Below are 18,236 nucleotides of genomic sequence, written 5' to 3'. Positions count from 1 at the left end.
CCGCCGCGGCCGAGGTGCCCCTACTCCAGCGGCAGCACCACGAAGCGCAGATCGCCGGTCGCCGAGGACAGGAGCAGCAGCGCGTTCTTGCGGCCGGCCGCCTTCAGCTCGTCGATCTTTTCGCGAACCTCCTGCGCGCTCGACACCGGCTCCTGCGCGACCTCGGTCAGGCGGGTTCCCGCCTCGATGCCCTTCTCCGCTGCGGCCGAGGCCGGGGCGACTTCCGTCACCACCACCCCTTCCGCGTTCTCGGCGAGCGAGAAGCGCGTGCGCAGAGCGTCGGAGATGTCCTCGATGCTCATGCCGAGGAGGCGCACGCCCTCCTCCTCGCTCGGCGCGCCCGGCTCCGGCGTCGCGGCGGCGCCGGCTTCCGCCGTCTGCTTCTCGCCGTCCTCCAGGCGCCCGAGGGTGATCTCCACCGTCACTTCGACCGGCGGCGCGTCGTCCGCCGATTCCTTGCGCAGGATGGTGATCGGCACGCGCTTGCCGACCGGCGTTTCCGCGACGATCAGCGGCAGGTCGCGCGAGGTCGCCACCTCGCGCCCGTCGAAGCTCGTGATGACGTCGCCGACCTTGATCTCGCCCGTGTCCGCCGGGCCGCCCTCGATGACGCCCATGACCACGGCGCCCTTCGTGTCGGGCAGGCGCAGGCCGCGGGCGATGTCGTCCGTCACCGCCTGCAGGCGGATGCCGAGCCAGCCGCGCCGTGTCTCGCCGAATTCGCGCAGCTGATCGACGACGTTCTTGGCGAGCAGCGCGGGGATCGAGAAGCCGATGCCGATCGAGCCGCCCGTCGGCGAGACGATCGCCGTGTTGATGCCGATGACCTTGCCGTCCATGTTGAACAGCGGTCCGCCGGAATTGCCGCGGTTGATGGCGGCGTCGGTCTGGATGAAGTTGTCGTAGGGGCCCGCATTGATGTTGCGGTCCCGCGCCGAGACGATGCCGAGCGACACCGAGCCCCCGAAGCCGAACGGGTTGCCGATCGCCATCACCCAGTCGCCGATGCGGATGTTCTCCGAGTCGCCGAACTCGACGAAGTCCAGCGGCTTTTCCGGCTCGACCTTGAGAACCGCGACGTCGGTCTTCGGATCGACGCCGACCAGCGTCGCCTCGAGGCTCGATCCGTCCGAGAAGTTGACGGTGATCTCGTCGGCGTCGGCGATGACGTGGTTGTTGGTGACGATGATGCCGGCGGGGTCGATCACGAAGCCGGAGCCCATGCCGTCGAGCCGGCGGCCCTGGGCACCGTTCTCGCCGCTGAAGAGGTCGTCGAAATAATCCTGCAGCGGCGACTCGTCGGGCGAGCGCTCGCCCGGCTCGGCCCGCTGCTCGGGCTCGGCGCCCGGCTCGGCCGGGCCGCCCTCCGGCGCGGGCGACGCCTGCGGCGCGTCGTCCTCGTCCGTGGTGCCTTCGTCCTGATCCTGCGCGCGCGGGCCGCGGCCGGCGGCCTCGACGTCCTGCGACGTCGAGATGTTGACCACGGCCGGCAGAAGGTCCTCGGCGAGATCGGCCACCGAGCCCGGCCCGCGCATGCGCTTGATCTCCTGCGCCACCGGATTGACCGGATCGGCCGCGGGCGCCGCGGCATTGGGCAGGGCGTCGGGCACCGGTCCGGGCGGCGGCGTCTCGGGGGTCGCCTCGCCGCCGGGGACGGCGGGCGCCGGCAGCATCGGAGGGGCCTCGGCCGGCGGCGTGCCGCCCGGCGCCACGTCGGCCTGCGGCGGAGCGCCCGGCGGGCTCGGCGCTTGCGCGAAGGCCGGCAGGGAACTGCCGAGCGCCGCCGAGCACAGGAGAACGGCAGCGAGGCGGCGCGCGGGACGGAACTGGATCATCGCGGAACCTTCCGATTGGAACGGGGTCTCAGGGGCGCGCGGGCCGGCGGCTTGGATCCCTCAGGGGTCGAGCCGAGCGCAAAAACCGCGCCGAATCAAGATGAAACGAGGACGCGCCGCGCGCCAATCTAGCGCGCGCCGGCGGTCCGTCAGCCGCGCACGAGCCAGACGATGCCCACGCCCGCCACCGCCGCAAAGAGCCCGGAGCGGCGCAGCTGCGTGTCCGGCACCTCCTGGATCAAACGGCCGAGCCGGCGCGACGCCTCGGGAAACAGCGCATAAAAGACGCCCTCGATCACCAGAAGGAGACCGAGGGCGCAGAGGAAGTCCGTCACGGAGCCGAAGACGCCGGGGCGGTCACTGGGCGACCGCGCCGGTGGTCTCGCCCGGCTGCGGCGCCCCGTCCTGCGCGACGCTGGTGCCGGGCGTGGCCGGCAATGCCGGGGCGGCGTTCTGCGCCTCGCCGCTCGGCGGCGCGGCAGGCGCCGGCGGCTGTGCCGCTGCGGCCGGCCCCGGAGCGGGAATCGACGGCTGCGCCCCCTCGACCGACGGCGCGCCGTTGGCGACCGCGCCCGAGGAGAAGTAGCGGAAGAACTCCGAGTCCGGCGTCAGCACCATCGTCGTGCCCGTATTCTCCAGGGCCTGACGATAAGCGCTCATCGAGCGGTAGAAGTCGAAGAAGCCGGGGTCGCGGCCGTAGGCGGCCGCGAAGGTCGCGTTGGCCTGGGCGTCGCCCTGACCGCGCTGGATCTCCGACTCGCGCTGCGCCGCCGCCACGGTTTCCGACACCTCGCGGTCGGCGCGGGCGCGGATCTCGCGCGCCGCCACCTGGCCGCGGGCACGAAGGCGCTCGGCTTCGGCGAGGCGCTCGGCCCGCATGCGCTCGTAGGTCTGCTCGGACACTTCGGCCGTGAGGTCGGTGCGGCGGATGCGCACGTCGGTCAGCTCGAGGCCGAGCGACTCCGCGTCGGTCCGCAGTTCGTCGCGAACCTGGCGCATCATCTCGCCGCGCTCGTTGGACAGCGCCGCCTCGAAGCCGCGCAGGCCGTAGACCCGGCGCAGCGCCGCGTCGAGACGGGTGCGCAGGCGCTGCTCGGCCAGCGGGATCGAGCCCGAGACCGCCTGCCGGAAGCGGGCGGCGTCGTTGATGTTGTAGACCAGGAAGGCGTCGACCTCGTAGAAGCGGCCGCCCGAGACCTGGACGCGGATGTCGTCGAGGTCGAAGCGCAGCAGCCGGTCCGGCAGGACCTGGATGTTGTCGGCGCCCGCGAAGCCGAAGGGCAGCTTGAAGTAGAGGCCCGGCTGATCGACGACGCGCTGGATCTCGCCGAAGCGCAGGACGATCGCCTGCTCCTTCTCGTTGACGATGAAGATCGAGTTCCAGGCGACGAGGACGATCAGGCCGAGGACGACGAGGCCGGCATAGAAACGGTTGGCCATCAGTTCGCCCCCTGCGTGGAGATGCTGCTGTTGGTCGCGCTCGGCGAATTGGGCAGGCGCGGCGCGCCGGTCGTGCCCTGCGGAGCCTGGTTCGGCGCCTGGCGGTTGCCCTGCGGAAGCTCGTTCAGCGGCAGGTACGGCACGATGCCGCTGGCGCCCGCCGCGCCGTTCTCGACGATGACCTTGGCGGAGTTGCCGAGGACGTTCTCCATCGTTTCCAGGAAGATGCGCTTGCGGGTGATCTCCGGCGCCTTCTCGTATTCGGCCAGGATCTGGCTGAAGCGCTCCGCCTCACCTTCCGCGAGCTGGATGACGCGGTTCCGGTAGGCGGCGGCGTCTTCGCGGATCTGCGCCGCCTCGCCCTGCGCGCGGCCGAGCTGCTGGTTGCGGTAGAGGTTGGCCTCCTCGATGAACTGGTCCTCGTTCTGCTCGGCGCGCTGCACCTCGTCGAACGCGTCGGCCACCTGGTCGGGGGGCGAGGCGTCCTCGATGGAGATGGCGTTGATGCGGATGCCCGTGCCGTACTGGTTCAGCGTGTCCTGCGTGATGGCGCGGACCTCTTCGGCGATTCCAGCGCGGTCGTCGCGGAAGACGTCCTGCACCGGGCGCCGGCCGACCACCTCGCGCATGGCGCTCTCGGAGACCTGCTGCACCATGGCGGTCGGATCTTCGACGTTGAAGAGGAAGTTCTGCGGGTTGTCGACCTGGTAGAGCACGGCGAACTGCACGTCGACGATGTTCTGGTCGCCAGAGAGCATCAGGCCGGCGGTCTGGTTGGCGCTGTTGCCGGAGGTGCCGCGCCCGCCGATCTGGATCTGGTTCTCGGTGACGGGAACCGTGTCCACCGTCTCGAGCGGCCAGAAGGCGAAGTGCAGGCCGGGCTGGGAGAGCTCTTCCTTCGGCTTGCCGAACAGCATCTCGACGCCCACCTCGTCCGGCTGGACGGTGTAGATGGACTGGAAACCCCAGAGCACGAGGAGGCCGGCGACCACGAGGCCGCCGAGCGCGAGGCCACCGCCCTGCCCGCTCGGGCCGCCGCGTCCGCCGCCGCCGGGCATGGCGCGACGCAGGCGGTCTTGGCCCCGGCGCAGGATGTCCTCCAGGTCGGGCGAGCCGTTATTGTTGCCGGGGCGCGGGGGCTGGGGGCCCTGCCCCCAAGGTCCGCCACCGCCGCCTTTCCAGCCGCCGTTCCCGGTCTGATTGCTCCAGGGCATCCTCTTCCTTCCGAACGATGGGTATCGCCATCGCGGACGCGTGCCCGGGATGTCGACGAAAACCTGTGTTCGAACTTATAGGAATTGCCCCAACCATCTTCAACGCGGCGCGACGCCATTCGGATGCGCTGCGTACGGCATGATGAACGCGGCGTGGATCCGCTTACCGGTCGCCGCCGGCCCGCGCGAAGGCGAGATGGCGCGTATCGGCGCTGTCGCGAGGCCCCCGCGGCGCCGCTTCGTCCGACAGGCGGCGGAAGCGTGCGGGGTCGATCGCCGGCAAGCGCGCGTCGCCCTCGACTTCCATCTCGACCCGCGTCAGTTCGATGCGGTCGATCCGGTCCCAGAACAGCGCGTAGACCTCGCCTCCGCCGGCGATCACGATTTCGTCGGAACCGCGTGCACGGGCCGCTTCCGCCGCCTTTTCCAGCGCTTCGTCCGGCGAGCGCGCGAGAATCACGCCGTCGAAGGGCAGCGCCTGCGATCGCGTCAGGACGATCGTGTCCCGCCCGTCGAGAACGCGCCCGATCGACTCCAGCGTCTTGCGGCCCATGATCATCGGCTTGTTCATGGTTAGCCGCCGATAATGCTTCAGGTCGCTCGGCAGGCTCCAGGGCATCGCCCCGTCCCGCCCGATCACCCCGTTCCGGCTCGCCGCCACGACCGCGACGAGGGCGAGGCGCGCGGCGCTCAAACCGCCACCCTCGCCGCGATGTGCGCGTCGGGCTCGTAGCCTTCGATGGCGATGTCCTCGTAGCGGAAGTCGAAGAGGTCGCGCACCTCGGGGTTCAGCGTCAGCCGCGGCAGCGGGTGCGGCGTTCGCGCGAGCTGCGTCCGGGCCTGCTCGAAATGGTCGGCGTAAAGATGCGCGTCGCCGAAGGTGTGGACGAAGTCGCCGGGCTTCAGCCCCGTCACCTGCGCCACCATCGCCGTCAGGAGCGCGTAAGACGCGATGTTGAAGGGCACGCCGAGGAACACGTCGCCCGAGCGCTGGTAGAGCTGGCAGGAAAGCCGCCCCTCGGCCACGTAGAACTGGAACAGGCAATGGCAGGGCGGCAGCGCCATGGCGTCGACCTCCGCCGGGTTCCAGGCGGACACGACGAGCCGGCGCGAGTTCGGGTTGGCGCGGATCTGCTCGACCACCTTGGCGATCTGGTCGATCGTGCCCCCGCGCCCGTCCGGCCAGGAGCGCCACTGCGCCCCGTAGACGGGTCCGAGATCGCCGTTCTCGTCGGCCCACTCGTCCCAGATCCGGACGCCGTTCTCCTTGAGATAGCGGATGTTGGTCTCGCCCTTCAGGAACCAGAGCAGCTCGTGGATCACGGAGCGCAGATGGATCTTCTTCGTCGTGACGAGCGGAAAGCCCTCCGACAGGTCGAATCGCATCTGGTGGCCGAAGATCGAGCGCGTTCCCGTGCCCGTCCGGTCGCCCCGGTCGACGCCCGTTTCCAGCACGCGGGCGAGAAGGTCGAGATATTGGCGCATGGGAGAACTCCGGGCTCGAACCCGAGAATGGAAGCGGCTGCACCGCTTTAAGCATCGATAAGCTATGCCGGCCGGCGCCGACTCATGCTTGACCGCAGCTTAACACGAGAGCGGCGGGTCTCGCATCGGCTTGACCGGACCGCCCCATTAGGCAACGATTAACCCTCGCTGCTCCAAGATTTCGGGCATCGACGCCGAGCTTCGCCGATTTCGGCTGCAGCAGAAATCCACGGCCTTCTTCGGATCGGCCAAGATCAAAGCACGTGAACGTGCCTGATCCCGACGACACGAGAGGACGAACCCATTTCCATGATCGAAGCCTTCGAAGAGGGTTATCTTGCGCGGCAGCGCGCCGAGCCGACCTCATCTTGCGAACACGCCTCGGGATCCACGCATCAGCGCGCATGGGTGCGCGGCTGGACCGAAGCCCAGGTCGTCGAGCGCACCGCGCTCGACGGGGACGGCGAGGCGAATCCCGACTGACACGGCGCTACAGTGCGACGTCACGTCCCCTCGCCCGAGACTTCCCGCCGGCGCGTTTCGAGTTCCTCGCTGTAGCGCCGCAGGACGTGGCTCTCGGTCAGGAGGCCGATGACGCGGGCGGCCTCCCCGCCGTCGACGACCGCCAGCGCCTCGCTCTCGGCCGCATCGAAGACGGTCATCGCATCGCGCGCCGTCATCGCCGGCCTCAGCACCGCGTCCGTGAAGCGAAGAAGCGTCGAGACCGGCGCTTCGAGGTCCTCGATCCCGTCGGCATAGGCGTCCGGCACGAGGACGATGCCGGCATAGGCGCCGCTCGCCGGGTCGATCGCGACGACGCGCTGGGCCGAGCCGAGCGGGTAGTTGCGGCGGAAGGTCTTGAGCGGCGTGTCGGCGGGAACGGTGCGCACGTCGCGCCGCATCATCCGCCCGACCGTCAGGTTCCGGATCCAGCCGACGTCGTGGGCGCTGCGGATGCTTTCGCCGCGCAGATGGAAGCGCCAAGTCGCGAAGGAGTAGCCGAAGGTCCGGCGCACGGTCAGCGAGCTCGTCACCACCGCTGCCAGCACGAGCGCCGTGATCGGGAAGTCGCCCGTCATCTCCAGCGCCAGGAAGGTCATGGTCAGCGGCCCGCCGATGATCGAGGCCGCGAGCGCGCTCATGCCGACGACGGCGAAGACGATGGGCGCGAGCGCCGTATCGGGAAAGAGCACGGGCACCACTTCGGCGAAGAGCTTGCCGAGCAGCGCGCCCAGAAACAGCGAGGCGAAGAACAGGCCGCCGCGAAAGCCGCTGCCGATCGAGATCGCCGAGGCCACCGCCTTCAGGATGAGGAGCGTCGCGATGGCGAGGATGCCGGTGGGGTGATCGAGCTGGACGTGCAGCGCACCGTGGCCGGAGGACAGGACCTGCGGCGTCACCAGGGCCAGGCCGCCGAGCAGAAGGCCGCCGACGAGCGGGCGGAGCGGGGCCGGCAGGCGCGAGCGGCGGAAACCCGCCTCGACGCTCGTCACGCCCTTCATGACCAGGATGCCGAGGCCTGCCGCCAGGATCGCGAGCACCAGCGCCGGGGCGTAGTCGAGCGTCGACACGACGCCCGGCTGATCGATCTCGATGAGATAAGCGCTGCCGACGAAGAGCCGGGCCACGAAGACGCCCGACAGCGCCGCCGCGACCACCGGCGCGAGCGTCGCGATGGAATAGGTCCCGATGATCAGCTCGAAGGCGTAGAAGGCACCCGTCAGCGGCGCGTTGAAGGCGGCGGCGATGGCCCCCGCCGCGCCGCAGCCGACGAGGGTGCGCAGGTCGCCGCGCCGCAGCTCGAAGGACAGGCCGATGCGCGAGGCGAGCCCGGCCGAGATCTGCGTATAGGCCGCCTCCAGTCCGACCGAGGCGCCGAAGCCGTTGGACACGAGGTTCTGCAGGACGACGATCAGGCTGTCGCGGATCGACATGCGCCCGCCATGCAGCGCGTTCGCCTCGATCGGGTCGACGAGGGGACGCGTCTTGCGCCGCGAGAACCAGAAGAGGATCAGCCCGAGAACAGCCCCGCCCGCCGCCGGCATGAGCGCCAGCCAGGGCGAGGCGAGCCGGTCGAGGCCGCTCAACCGCTCCTCTGTCGACATGAGAAAGAAGACGACGTGCAGCATCTGCGCCGTCCAGGCGATGGCGGTGACGAGAAGCCCGGCCAGCGCCCCTGCCACCCAGCCCACGGCGACGAGGCCGATCTCGCCCCCGCGCACCAGCGCGCGGAAGCGGCTCGGCGCCTGGATGCTCGCCGCCGGCGCCGTCGCCGTGGCCTCAGCGGGGGAAGCGGCGATGTCGGCGGCGATCTGGTCCATCGGGTCGCGAATGAGGCGTCAACGTTGCCGCCGCATCTAAGGCGCGGGCCCCGCTTGTCGCGCCTTCGGGCCGCGAGAAGCGCGCGAAGCTGGAGTCGTCCGTCGCACACCGTCTTTTCAGGCGGATGACGACCGCCTATATAGGGGATCGCCGGCTCACGCTGGCTATGGCGATAAACGGCCGATGCAATAAACCTTTCGGACCCGGGGGCGGTACCCGGCGCCTCCACCTGATCCCATCCGGACGCGATGGGATGCGGCGGGGGCGAAATAGGATCGACGAGGGTGTAAAGATCGGACTTTCGCTCGGCATGGTACCACCGTCATCGGGCCGAAAAAGTAGTTGCCAACGACAACTATGCGGAAGCCCGTCTCGCCGCGTAAGCGGTGCGATAGCTTCGAATCAAGCCCTGGGGGTTCGCACTTCTAGGCGGGGCTCGGAGGTGCCTGGCAACAGAAACCTCCACTCATTTCACGGCCCGCCCGCCAGAGGGGGTGCGCGGCAGACAAGACGAGTATTAGGGCACGCAATGGGTCAGGATCTCATTCGCTACGACGTTCTTGCCCAGGACGCCCTGCGCGGCGTGATCCGCAAGGTGCTGACCGAGATCGCCAAGACCGGTCTCCCCGGCGACCACCACTTCTTCATCACCTTCCTCACCACGGCGTCGGGCGTGCGCCTGTCCTCGCGTCTTCGCGAAAAGTATCCGGAGCTGATGACGATCGTCATCCAGCACCAGTACTGGGACCTTCAGGTGACCGAGACCGCCTTCGAGGTCGGCCTCTCCTTCTCCGACATTCCCGAGCGCCTGCTGATCCCCTTCTCGGCGATCCGCGGCTTCTACGACCCGGCCGTCAACTTCGAGCTCGAATTCGAGGTCAAGGAAGGCGAGACCGCGTCCGCTCCCTCGGCCGAGACCAAGGCGCCGACGGCTCCCGCGCTCGCCGCGCCCGCTCCGGCGCCCGCCAAGCTCCAGCCGAAGACCGCGGCCAAGTCCGAGTCGCCGCCCGCCAAGCTGCCCGCCGCCAAGGACAAGGCGGAGGCCGGAGAGGCCAAGGACGAGAAGGCCGGCGAGAAGAAGGCCGAGGTCGTATCCCTCGACGCCTTCCGCAAGAAGACCTGATTTCGGGGCTGCCGCCGATGGGCGAGGTCGTCAACCTGCGCATCGCGCGCAAGCGCGCCGCCCGCGCGGCCGACGAGAGGGCGGCCGAAGCCAATCGCGCCCGCCACGGCGTGAGCGGGGCCGAGAAGAAGCGTCTGGCGAGCGAGGACGCGCGCGCCGCCGCGCACCTCGACGGGCATCGGCTTTCCCCGGACACCGACGGACCAACGGAGCGTTGAGCGGCAAGCGCTCGGTGTCCATCCGCGGCCACCGAACCTCGTTCAGCGTCGAGGACCGGTTCTTCGCCGAGCTGAGCCGCATCGCCCGCGAGCGCTCGCTGTCGCTCGCCGAGCTCGTCGCGCATGTCGACGAGCACAGGCCCGCCGGGGCCAACCTGTCCAGCGCCATCCGCCTCTTCGTCGTCGACACGCTGATCGCCGAGCGCGACGTTGCTCGCGCGACCGCTCCGAGCGATCAGGACTGACGCTTCAAAAATCCAACGGGTTCTCGACTCCCGGCAGGGACGGAAAATCGCTCGGCGCCGCGGGCGGGATCGCTGGCGCGCGCGGGGCCGCAGCGTCGAAATCGAGAGCCGGCGGCGCGGCGGGCGCGGGCGTGCGCGCCGGAGCGGCCGGCGCCGTCCGGCGCCGCGTCGCAGGCGGCGAAGTCGATGGCCGCGATGCCGCGGCCGGCGGCTGCGGCCGCTCGTCCGGCGTCGGAACGTTTCCGATGGCCGGAACCGCCGCCTCAGCCGGCTCGGCTTGTGGAGACAGCGGCAACGGCGCGGGCTCCGGAACCGGCGCGGCCTGCGGCGGCAGCGCCGCCTCCTCGCTCGCGGCGGGCGGCGGGGCTTCCGCCGGCGCGGCCTCGACGGCCGCGGCCGGGGCCGCGGGCACGGCACGGCGGGACTCGTCGTATTCCCGCTGCGCCCGCACGCGCGCCTCGGTGTCGGCGCGAACCGCGTCGATCCGGCGCTGCTGCGCCGCCGCGGCAGCGCTGCGTCGCTCCGCCTCCGCCCGCTCGGCCTCGGCCACGCGCCAGCGGAAGAGGCGCACCTCCCGCCGCAGCCGCGCGCTCTCCCGCGCCCGCTCGACGAGGGCGGCGACCTCCGCCTCCTCGCGCTGCAGGGCGCGCACCGACAGGTAGTTGGTGAGCGACTGCAGATCGGCCGAAACCATCGGCTCGGCCAGCGTGCCTCCCACCGCGTAGGAGATCTCCGGGCTCGCTCCCTCGATGGCGTCGAGCCCTGCTTCGAAGGCGAGGCGAGCGCTCGCGCCGAGCGACAGGTCGGCGAGGCCGAGGCGCCCGTCGACCCCGAGCATCGCGCCCGGCCCCGCGATCGTCAGCGGCGACAGGCGCAGGACACCACCGTCGACGGAGACTTGGCTGCTGACCGCGCCGAGCGGGAAGCCCGGACCGGCCTGACTGCTGACGAAGTCCGCGACCGCCGCCTCGTCGAGCCGGAAGCCCTCCGTGTCGGCCGCTTCCAGGATCGGCCGGAGCCCGCCGGCCGGCACGCCTGCGAGCCGGGCGCCCGAAAGGTCGATCCGCCCGGCACCCGTCGCCCCGCGCACGAGAGCGGAGATCGAACTGCCGCTCGCCTCGATGCCGAGGGTGCCACCAAGCACCGCGTCGGGCCCGAGCCTTTCGCCGAGACCGAGCGCCGTCGCGCGCAGCCCCTGCCCTTCCACCGTCAGCGTCAAACCGCCGAGCCCCGCCGCGCGGCGCATCTCGACGTCGCCCGCCAGAGTTCCGCCGGCGAAGCGTCCGCGCGCTCCGACGAGCCCGAGCGAGCCGTCCCCTCCGTCGAGACGCCCGTTCACCTCCTCCACCACCGCGGCCGGATCGAGCGCGAGCCGCGCCACTTGGAAGTCCACCGAGAAGCGGCCGAGCCCGGCGAGTGCCGAAGGCGCTCCGGCCGGAAAGGGCGCTTCCGACCAGAAGCCGCCGCTCCCGTCGACCGTCCGCGGCTCACTGCCGTAGACGAGCCAGGAGGCCCAGGGCAGCGACAGGTCGGACACGGTGAGGCGGCCGCCGAGCAGAGCGTCCCCGCCGCCCTCGCGGTGCAGCTCGCCCGACAGGGCCGTGCCGGCAAGCGTCCCCTCGACGTCGGCGAGGCGCCAGCCCGCGTCCGTCCAGCTCGCCGTTCCCGCGAGATCCGCCGGCAGCAGCGACACGGGCGGGGCCAGGGCCACCGCGCCGGTGCGCAGCCAGGGACCGAGGTCGTTGCTGCCGAGCGTCAGCCCGAGCTCGCCGCCCGCGATGCCGCTCGGCGACAGCGTCAGCTCGCCGTCGGCCGAGAGCTCGTTGTCCGGCGCGCGCAGGCTGCCGCTCGCCAGAACCGGCCCGTCCGCCGAAGCGGAGAGCGAAAGCTCAAGCTCCAGCGGCCCCGGCGCGCCCGCGTCGATCGCCTCGATGCCGATCTGGCGGAGCAGCACGGCGGGCGAGTCGTTGTCCACGGTCAACTCGGCGCCGAAGCGGCCGCCCGTCAGCCGCGCCTGCAGCCCCTTCTCCAGCGCTGCCGACAGGTCGAAACGCGAGCCGCCGGCGGAGCCATCGAGCCGCACCACCAGCGAGGGCGAGGCGCCGTCGGCGTCGCGGGCGGTGCTGAGCGAGCCCGCGACGTCCAGCGGTCCGAGCTGTCCCGCCCGCCGGTCGAGGGCCTCCACGAGCGGCGACGCCGGCAGCCGCTCGCGGAGCAGCGCGAGGAAGCCCGCCGGCCGTTCCGCCTTCAGCGACAGCTCGATCGAGCCCGCAGCCTCCGGCCCTGGATCGTCGACGGAGCCGTTGAGCCGGAGGTCGGCCCCGGCAAGGTCGGCGATGGCGAGGCTCGACAGGTCGAGCCGCTTGCCGTCGTAGCGCAGGCGTCCGTCGATGCGCCCCGCAGTCACGCCGCGCAGCGTCACCGGCCCAGCAGCGAGGTCGAGATCGACGCGGTCGAGCCGCTCGAGCCCGGCCTTCTCGCCCTCGAACAGGGCCGAGAGCGCCAGCAGCGCGTCGGCGTCGACCCGTCCGCCGGCGATCTCGGCGGCGACGAGCGCTCCCGCCGCGCCGCTCGCCCGCTCCAGCCGCCCGCGAACCGTGTCGCCGCCGATGTTCAGCTCCAGGTCGTCGAAGCGCTGGCTGCGCTCGTCGAGATGGACCCGCGCGTCGAAGCCCGCGACGGGCAGGCGGCGGATCGCCGGATCGACCTCCCCCGCGATCCAGTCGGCGAAGCCGGTCGGCTGGCGCGAGGCGAGAAGCACGTGGCCGTCGAAGGAGAAGCCCTCCTCGACGCTCACCGCGCCCTCGGCTTCGAGCACCGTGCGGCCCGGCAGTTCGGCGGACAGGTTGGTGATCGCCCAACCGCCCGCCACGGGCGCCGCGTCCAGGGTGACGTTGCGGATCGCCTGCTCTCCGGCGGAGACGACCGGCAGCGACAGCGCCACCTGCCCCGGAATCGTCGGCTGCGGCACGGTTTCGAGGATCGAGCGCAGCACCGCCATGCGCCCGGCGAAGGAGGGCGGGTCCACCGGCGCGTCCGGCGCTCCCGGCGCCGATGCGCCCTCCGCCTCCAGGATCAGCGGCTCGCCCTGAAGCGTCAGCGAGAAGCTCGGCACGGCGCGCACGTTCAAGGAGCCGCCGCCGGCGAGGACGTAGGGGCGCTCGGCGCCCCCCGCCTCGATCCGCAGGTCCGTCACGACGGCCGAGGCCGGCGTGGCGTCGAGACGGCCGGCGGCGCGAAGGCTCGGCCCCTCCTCGGTCCGGGGCTCCGGCGCGGCGACCGGCGCAGCTTCCGGCTCGTCGCGCCACAGGATGCGGTCGACCATGCGCTGCCAGAGGGAGCGCTCGTCGGCCGGCGCTCGGGCGACCTCCGGCTGCGCCGCCGGCATCGGACGGCGCAGGTCCGCGGTTCCCGCGAGGCGCGGCACCCCGGCCTCGAGCCGCAGGCTGCCGTCGAAGCCGAGCCGCGCGTCGAGGCTCGGCGCATCGAAGGCGAGCTGCACCGAGGCGCCGTTCTTCGCCTCGTTGACCTGCCCCCGCAGATCGAAGCGGGCCCGTTCGCCCGCGCCGTCGAGCGAGCCCTCGCCCGAAAAGGTCCCGGTGCCGGAGGCAGCCGCGAACGTCCCCTCGATGCCCGCGAGCGTGATCGCCCCGCGCGCGGGATCCTCGATCACCACGCGACCGTCACTGACCGTCACCGCTTCCAGCGTCACCGCGCCGACACGCTGCGGCAGCACCGGCTCCGAGACGGGGAGCGTGACGGTTCCGTCGCCGCCGAGCGGCAGCAACAGCACCGGCCGGTCGAGCCGCACCGAGAAGGCGCGGACCTCGCCGCCAGCGAGCGGGGCCACCTCGACGTCCATGGCGAAGCGGTCGATCGTCGCCAGCACCCGGCCGTCCGGCCCGAGCACCGAGACGTCGGCGAGTTCCAGGGTCGGATAGGGCAGGAAGCGCGCCGCGATGGGTCCGCCGATCGCGACGGGCCGGCCGACGATCCGGCTCGCCTCCGCCTCGAAGGCGGCGCGCTGGGCGTTCCAGTCGATGAAGGGGGGCACGACGAGCAGGGCGAGGAGCGCCAGAACAAGAAGCCCGCCGAGCGCGACGAATGCCTTTGCCAGTTGCCTTGGCTCCCTGCCCCTGAGTCTTTCCGCGCCGAGGCTAACCTCTGGATGCCGACATGCCTATGGCGGATCGGCGCGTCACGGCAGGATCTTGCCGGGATTGAGGATGTTCTGCGGATCGAACGCCGTCTTGATCGTCCGCATCACGGACACGGCCTCGCCGAGCTCGGCCTGGAGGAAGGAGCGCTTGCCCTGGCCGATGCCGTGCTCGCCGGTGCAGGTGCCGTCCATTGCGAGCGCCCGCCCGTTCAGCCGCGCGATGAAGGCCTCGGCCATCTCGATCTCCGCCGGCGATTCGACGTCGACCATCATCTGGACGTGGAAGTTGCCGTCGCCGACATGGCCGACGATCGGCGCGATCATGCCGCAGCGGCCGATGTCGTCGAGCGTGTCTGCGATGCAGTCCGACAAGCGGGAGACGGGAACGCAGACGTCCGTCGCCACCGCCCGCGCGCCCGGACGCAGCAGCATGCCGGCCCAGTAGAAGCTGTGGCGCGCCTTCCACAGCCGCGCCCGCTCCTCCGTCAGCGTCGAGCCCTCGAAGGCGCCGCCGCCGTTCTCGGCCGTGATGGCGGCGAAGAACTCCGCCTGCTCGGCGACCGAGCCGGCCGAGCCGTGCAGCTCGACGAAGAGGTGCGGCGCCTCCGGCAATCCCAGCGCCGAGTGCATGTTCGCCGCGCGGATCGCCAGCGGATCGAGGAGCTCGATGCGCGCGACGGGGATGCCCGCCTGCACGGTCTGGATCACGGCGTCGCAGGCGCCCTTCACCGTTTCGAAGGCGCAGACGCCCGACAGCACCGTTTCGGGAATGCCGTAGAGCTTGAGGTTCAGGCTCGTGATGATGCCGAGGGTGCCCTCGGCCCCCACCAGCAGCCGCGTGAGGTCGTAGCCGGCACTGGTCTTCTTCGCCCGCCGCGCCGTGCGCACGAGGCTCCCGTCGGCCATGACAGCCGTCAGCCCGATCACGTTGTCGCGCATCGTGCCGTAGCGAACGGCATTGGTGCCGCTCGCCCGCGTCGCCGCCATGCCGCCGAGGCTGGCATTGGCGCCGGGATCGATCGGAAAGAACAGGCCAGTGTCGCGCAGGTGCGCGTTCAGCGCCTCGCGCGTCACCCCCGGCTCCACCACGCAGTCGAGGTCCTCCGGATGCACCGCGAGCACCCGGTCCATGCGGCTGAGATCGAGCGAGACGCCGCCCTCCGGCGCGTTCACCTGCCCCTCCAGCGAGGAGCCCGTGCCGAAGGGCACGATGGGCACGTCGTGCGCGGCGCAGAGCCGCACCAGCGTCTGCACGTCCGCCTCGGTCTCCGCGAAGACCACGGCGTCCGGCATCTGGTTGGGAAGGTAGGTGGTGGTGTGCCCGTGCGCCCGCCGCACGTCCTCGCCCGTGGCGAGCCGCTCGCCGAACCGCTCGCGCAAGGCCGCCAGAACCGCCGCGCCCGCGCGCCTCTCGCTCGTTCCCCTGATCGCGTCCGCCAGCGCCATGCCCTGTTTCCTTCCTACAGTTCGCCTTCCTTATGACGAAGCGCCGGCCTCCAGCCAAGGCCATGTTCCACTAGTGTTCCCCGGAGGATCGATTAGATAGGGATGATGACGGATCCCGAGTCGAACCCTTCCCGCGCCCCCACCGAGGGCGCCCCCGCGCCGCGCCCCGGCGGTCTCGGCATCGCCGCGCGCGCCATGGCCGCCCGCGGCGGCCCGGTGGCGCAGGGCGGGCCGCACTACCTCGCCGGTCTCAATGCCGAGCAGAGGGCCGCCGTCGAAACGACCGAAGGCCCGGTTCTCGTCCTCGCGGGCGCCGGCACCGGCAAGACGCGGGTGCTCACCACCCGCATCGCCCACATCCTCTCGCTCGGCCTCGCCTTTCCCTCCCAGATCCTCGCCGTCACCTTCACCAACAAGGCGGCGCGCGAGATGCGCCAGCGCATCGGCCTCCTCGTCGGCGAGCAGGTCGAGGGCATGCCCTGGCTCGGCACCTTCCACTCCATCGGCGTGAAGATCCTGCGCCGCCACGCCGAGCTGGTGGGCCTGAAGTCCAACTTCACCATCCTCGACACCGACGACCAGCTCCGCCTCGTCAAGCAGCTGATCCAGGCCGAGAACCTCGACGACAAGCGCTGGCCGGCCCGAACCTTCGCCCAGATGATGGACGGCTGGAAGAACAAGGGGCTGACGCCCGACACGATCCCCGAAGGCGACGCGCGCGCCTTCGGCAACGGCAAGGGCCGCGAGCTCTTCCGCGCCTACCAGGACCGCCTCCTGCAGCTCAACGCCGCCGACTTCGGCGACCTCCTCCTCCACCCGATCCGCATCTTCCGCGAGAACTCGGACGTCCTCGCCGACTACCACCGTCGCTTCCGCTACATCCTCGTCGACGAGTATCAGGACACCAACGTCGCCCAGTACCTCTGGCTGCGCCTCCTCGCCCAGCGGCCGAAGACGGGGGATGCCCCGTCACCCCCGCCCAACGTCTGCTGCGTCGGCGACGACGACCAGTCGATCTATGGCTGGCGCGGCGCGGAGGTCGACAACATCCTGCGCTTCGAAAAGGATTTTCCCGGCGCCACCGTGATCCGCCTGGAGCGCAACTACCGCTCCACCGCCCACATCCTGGGCGCTGCCGCCCACCTCATCGCCCACAATGAGGACCGCCTCGGCAAGACGCTGTTCACCGACACCTCCTCGCCCGAGGACGAGCGCGTGGCCGTGAACGCCGGCTGGGATTCGGAGGAGGAGGCGCGCGCCGTCGGCGAGGAGATCGAGCAGCTCCAGCGGCGCGGCCACAAGCTCAACGACATGGCGATCCTCGTGCGCGCTTCCTTCCAGATGCGCGAGTTCGAGGACCGCTTCGTGACCCTCGGCCTCAACTACCGCGTCGTCGGCGGCCCGCGCTTCTACGAGCGGCAGGAAATCCGTGACGCGATGGCGTATCTGCGCTGCGTCTGCCAGCCCGCCGACGACCTCGCCTTCGAGCGCATCGTCAACGTGCCGAAGCGCGGCCTCGGCGACGCGACCGTGCGCCAGATCCACGACCACGCGCGCGGCAACGGCACGCCGATGATCGCCGCCGCCCTCGAAATGGTCGAGACGGAGGAGCTGAAGCCCAAGCCGAGGAACGCTTTGCGCTCGCTCGTCTTCAACCTGCGCCGCTGGTCCGAGCTTCTTCCCACCACCCGCCACACGGATCTCGCCGAGATGATCCTGGAGGAGTCCGGCTATACCGAGATGTGGCAGAACGACCGCTCCGCCGAGGCTCCCGGACGCCTGGAGAACCTGAAAGAACTCGTGCGCTCCATGGAGGAGTACGAGTCCCTCCCCGGCTTCCTGGAGCACGTCGCGCTGGTCATGGACACGGAGCAGAACGCCGAGTCCGACGCCGTCTCGCTGATGACGCTCCACTCCGCCAAGGGCCTGGAGTTCGAGACCGTCTTCCTGCCCGGCTGGGAGGAAGGCCTCTTTCCCCACCAGCGCGCCCTCGACGAGGGCGGCCGCTCGGGCCTCGAGGAAGAGCGGCGCCTGGCCTATGTCGGCATCACCCGCGGCAAGAAGCGGGTGAAGATCTGGTTCGTCTCGAACCGTCGCATCCACGGCCTCTGGCAATCCACGATCCCCTCGCGCTTCCTCGACGAGCTGCCCGAGGCCCATGTCGAGGTCATGGAGGCCAACACCTCCTACGGCGGATATGGCGGCTACGGCGCCTCGCGCTGGGACGGCGGCGCGTCCTTCGCGAGCGGCGGCTATCGCACGCCCGGCGCCCGCCGGGCCGCGGCCGCCGCATCGGGCGGCTCCTACGGCGACGGCTGGGGCGGCGGGCGCACCCGCGAGATTTCCTACGAGGAGGACGGCGTGAAGGCCAAGGCCGACCGCTACGCGCAGGCCGCCGGCCTCGGCGACTTCTCGTCGTCCGAGAATTCGGGCTTCGCCGGCCGCATGACGCCCGACCGCGGCCCGGCCCTCGGCCGCCAGGCCGCCCGCGGCTCCAACCAGCCCCCCAGCCGCGGCGCCGGCCTCTACTCCTCGGCGAGACAAGGCGGCCCGCGCGAGATCGCAGGCGAGCTCATCGCGAAATCCGTCGTTCCCCCGGAGGAAAGCCGCTACGCCGTCGGCACTCGCGTCTTCCACCAGAAGTTCGGCCCCGGCACCGTCGCCTCCGTCGAAGGCAACAAGCTCACCGTCGACTTCGACAAGGCCGGCCAGAAGCGCGTCCTCGACGGCTTCGTCACGCCGATCTGAC

The 18,236-nt window shown here is 71.2% G+C and carries 14 protein-coding genes and 1 other RNA gene; 6 read left to right on the top strand and 9 right to left on the bottom strand.

Annotation, left to right across the window (positions count from 1 at the left end; genetic code table 11):
- Positions 1-20: 20 nt before the first annotated feature.
- From FZN60_RS23760 to FZN60_RS23735, 6 genes are all read right to left on the bottom strand, one after another.
- Complete coding sequence (locus FZN60_RS23760) at positions 21-1,673, bottom strand: Do family serine endopeptidase (RefSeq protein WP_422570302.1); 1,653 nt, start codon at positions 1,671-1,673, stop codon at positions 21-23.
- A gap of 311 nt (positions 1,674-1,984) precedes the next feature.
- Positions 1,985-2,170, bottom strand: coding sequence for a DUF2065 domain-containing protein (locus tag FZN60_RS23755; RefSeq protein WP_158876000.1), 186 nt, complete (start codon positions 2,168-2,170; stop codon positions 1,985-1,987).
- 22 nt (positions 2,171-2,192) lie between these two features.
- Positions 2,193-3,275: a protease modulator HflC gene (hflC, locus tag FZN60_RS23750; protein ID WP_158875999.1), complete on the bottom strand. Its 1,083-nt coding sequence runs from the start codon at positions 3,273-3,275 to the stop codon at positions 2,193-2,195.
- The gene (gene hflK, locus FZN60_RS23745; RefSeq protein ID WP_158875998.1) at positions 3,275-4,489 is read right to left on the bottom strand and encodes an FtsH protease activity modulator HflK; all 1,215 of its coding nucleotides are present in this window, start codon (positions 4,487-4,489) and stop codon (positions 3,275-3,277) included. The genes hflC and hflK overlap by 1 nt, the downstream gene beginning before the upstream one ends.
- Positions 4,490-4,652: 163 nt before the next feature.
- On the bottom strand, positions 4,653-5,183 hold the full coding sequence (locus tag FZN60_RS23740; RefSeq protein ID WP_158875997.1) for a dihydrofolate reductase: 531 nt from the start codon (positions 5,181-5,183) through the stop codon (positions 4,653-4,655).
- Positions 5,180-5,974 carry a thymidylate synthase gene (locus FZN60_RS23735; RefSeq protein ID WP_158875996.1) on the bottom strand — a complete coding sequence of 265 codons (795 nt, stop codon included), beginning with the start codon at positions 5,972-5,974 and terminating at the stop codon, positions 5,180-5,182. The genes FZN60_RS23740 and FZN60_RS23735 overlap by 4 nt, the downstream gene beginning before the upstream one ends.
- Positions 5,975-6,283: 309 nt before the next feature.
- Here FZN60_RS23735 and FZN60_RS23730 point away from each other — a divergent pair, with 309 nt between their 5' ends.
- Positions 6,284-6,457, top strand: coding sequence for a ribosome modulation factor (locus FZN60_RS23730; RefSeq protein WP_158875995.1), 174 nt, complete (start codon positions 6,284-6,286; stop codon positions 6,455-6,457).
- 20 nt (positions 6,458-6,477) lie between these two features.
- Here FZN60_RS23730 and FZN60_RS23725 read toward each other — a convergent pair whose 3' ends face one another.
- Positions 6,478-8,295, bottom strand: coding sequence for a chloride channel protein (locus FZN60_RS23725; RefSeq protein ID WP_158875994.1), 1,818 nt, complete (start codon positions 8,293-8,295; stop codon positions 6,478-6,480).
- 110 nt (positions 8,296-8,405) lie between these two features.
- Here FZN60_RS23725 and ssrA point away from each other — a divergent pair.
- From ssrA to FZN60_RS23705, 4 genes are all read left to right on the top strand, one after another.
- Positions 8,406-8,763: a transfer-messenger RNA gene (ssrA, locus tag FZN60_RS23720) on the top strand.
- 62 nt (positions 8,764-8,825) lie between these two features.
- Entirely contained in the window at positions 8,826-9,419 is a 594-nt protein-coding gene (locus FZN60_RS23715; protein ID WP_158875993.1) for an SspB family protein, read from the top strand.
- A gap of 17 nt (positions 9,420-9,436) precedes the next feature.
- A complete protein-coding gene (locus FZN60_RS23710; protein ID WP_158875992.1) occupies positions 9,437-9,637 on the top strand; it encodes a DUF4169 family protein in 201 nt (66 codons plus the stop codon).
- On the top strand, positions 9,634-9,882 hold the full coding sequence (locus FZN60_RS23705; RefSeq protein ID WP_158875991.1) for a ribbon-helix-helix domain-containing protein: 249 nt from the start codon (positions 9,634-9,636) through the stop codon (positions 9,880-9,882). The genes FZN60_RS23710 and FZN60_RS23705 overlap by 4 nt, the downstream gene beginning before the upstream one ends.
- 4 nt (positions 9,883-9,886) lie before the next feature.
- Here the strand turns inward: FZN60_RS23705 and FZN60_RS23700 are convergent, their stop codons facing one another.
- The gene (locus tag FZN60_RS23700) at positions 9,887-13,999 is read right to left on the bottom strand and encodes an AsmA family protein (protein WP_255476100.1); all 4,113 of its coding nucleotides are present in this window, start codon (positions 13,997-13,999) and stop codon (positions 9,887-9,889) included.
- Between the two features lie 81 nt (positions 14,000-14,080).
- Complete coding sequence (locus FZN60_RS23695) at positions 14,081-15,487, bottom strand: FAD-binding oxidoreductase (RefSeq protein WP_158875989.1); 1,407 nt, start codon at positions 15,485-15,487, stop codon at positions 14,081-14,083.
- 105 nt (positions 15,488-15,592) lie between these two features.
- On the opposite strand from FZN60_RS23695, the gene FZN60_RS23690 reads away from it, so the two are divergent.
- Positions 15,593-18,235: an ATP-dependent helicase gene (locus FZN60_RS23690; RefSeq protein WP_158876038.1), complete on the top strand. Its 2,643-nt coding sequence runs from the start codon at positions 15,593-15,595 to the stop codon at positions 18,233-18,235.
- Position 18,236: the final 1 nt, after the last annotated feature.

Origin of the sequence: Antarcticirhabdus aurantiaca (assembly GCF_009765365.1) — a bacterium.
Lineage (GTDB): Bacteria > Pseudomonadota > Alphaproteobacteria > Rhizobiales > Rhizobiaceae > Antarcticirhabdus > Antarcticirhabdus aurantiaca.
This window is presented reverse-complemented; position numbering and strand designations above follow the sequence as displayed.

Coding starts and splice junctions, on each gene's coding strand:
- FZN60_RS23690 (WP_158876038.1), top strand. CDS start 15,593: ATGACGGATCCCGAGTCGAACCCTTCCCGCGCCCCCACCGAGGGCGCC.
- FZN60_RS23730 (WP_158875995.1), top strand. CDS start 6,284: ATGATCGAAGCCTTCGAAGAGGGTTATCTTGCGCGGCAGCGCGCCGAG.
- FZN60_RS23695 (WP_158875989.1), bottom strand. CDS start 15,487: ATGGCGCTGGCGGACGCGATCAGGGGAACGAGCGAGAGGCGCGCGGGC.
- FZN60_RS23725 (WP_158875994.1), bottom strand. CDS start 8,295: ATGGACCAGATCGCCGCCGACATCGCCGCTTCCCCCGCTGAGGCCACG.
- FZN60_RS23735 (WP_158875996.1), bottom strand. CDS start 5,974: ATGCGCCAATATCTCGACCTTCTCGCCCGCGTGCTGGAAACGGGCGTC.
- hflC (WP_158875999.1), bottom strand. CDS start 3,275: ATGGCCAACCGTTTCTATGCCGGCCTCGTCGTCCTCGGCCTGATCGTC.
- FZN60_RS23710 (WP_158875992.1), top strand. CDS start 9,437: ATGGGCGAGGTCGTCAACCTGCGCATCGCGCGCAAGCGCGCCGCCCGC.
- FZN60_RS23760 (WP_422570302.1), bottom strand. CDS start 1,673: ATGCTGCCGGCGCCCGCCGTCCCCGGCGGCGAGGCGACCCCCGAGACG.
- FZN60_RS23715 (WP_158875993.1), top strand. CDS start 8,826: ATGGGTCAGGATCTCATTCGCTACGACGTTCTTGCCCAGGACGCCCTG.
- hflK (WP_158875998.1), bottom strand. CDS start 4,489: ATGCCCTGGAGCAATCAGACCGGGAACGGCGGCTGGAAAGGCGGCGGT.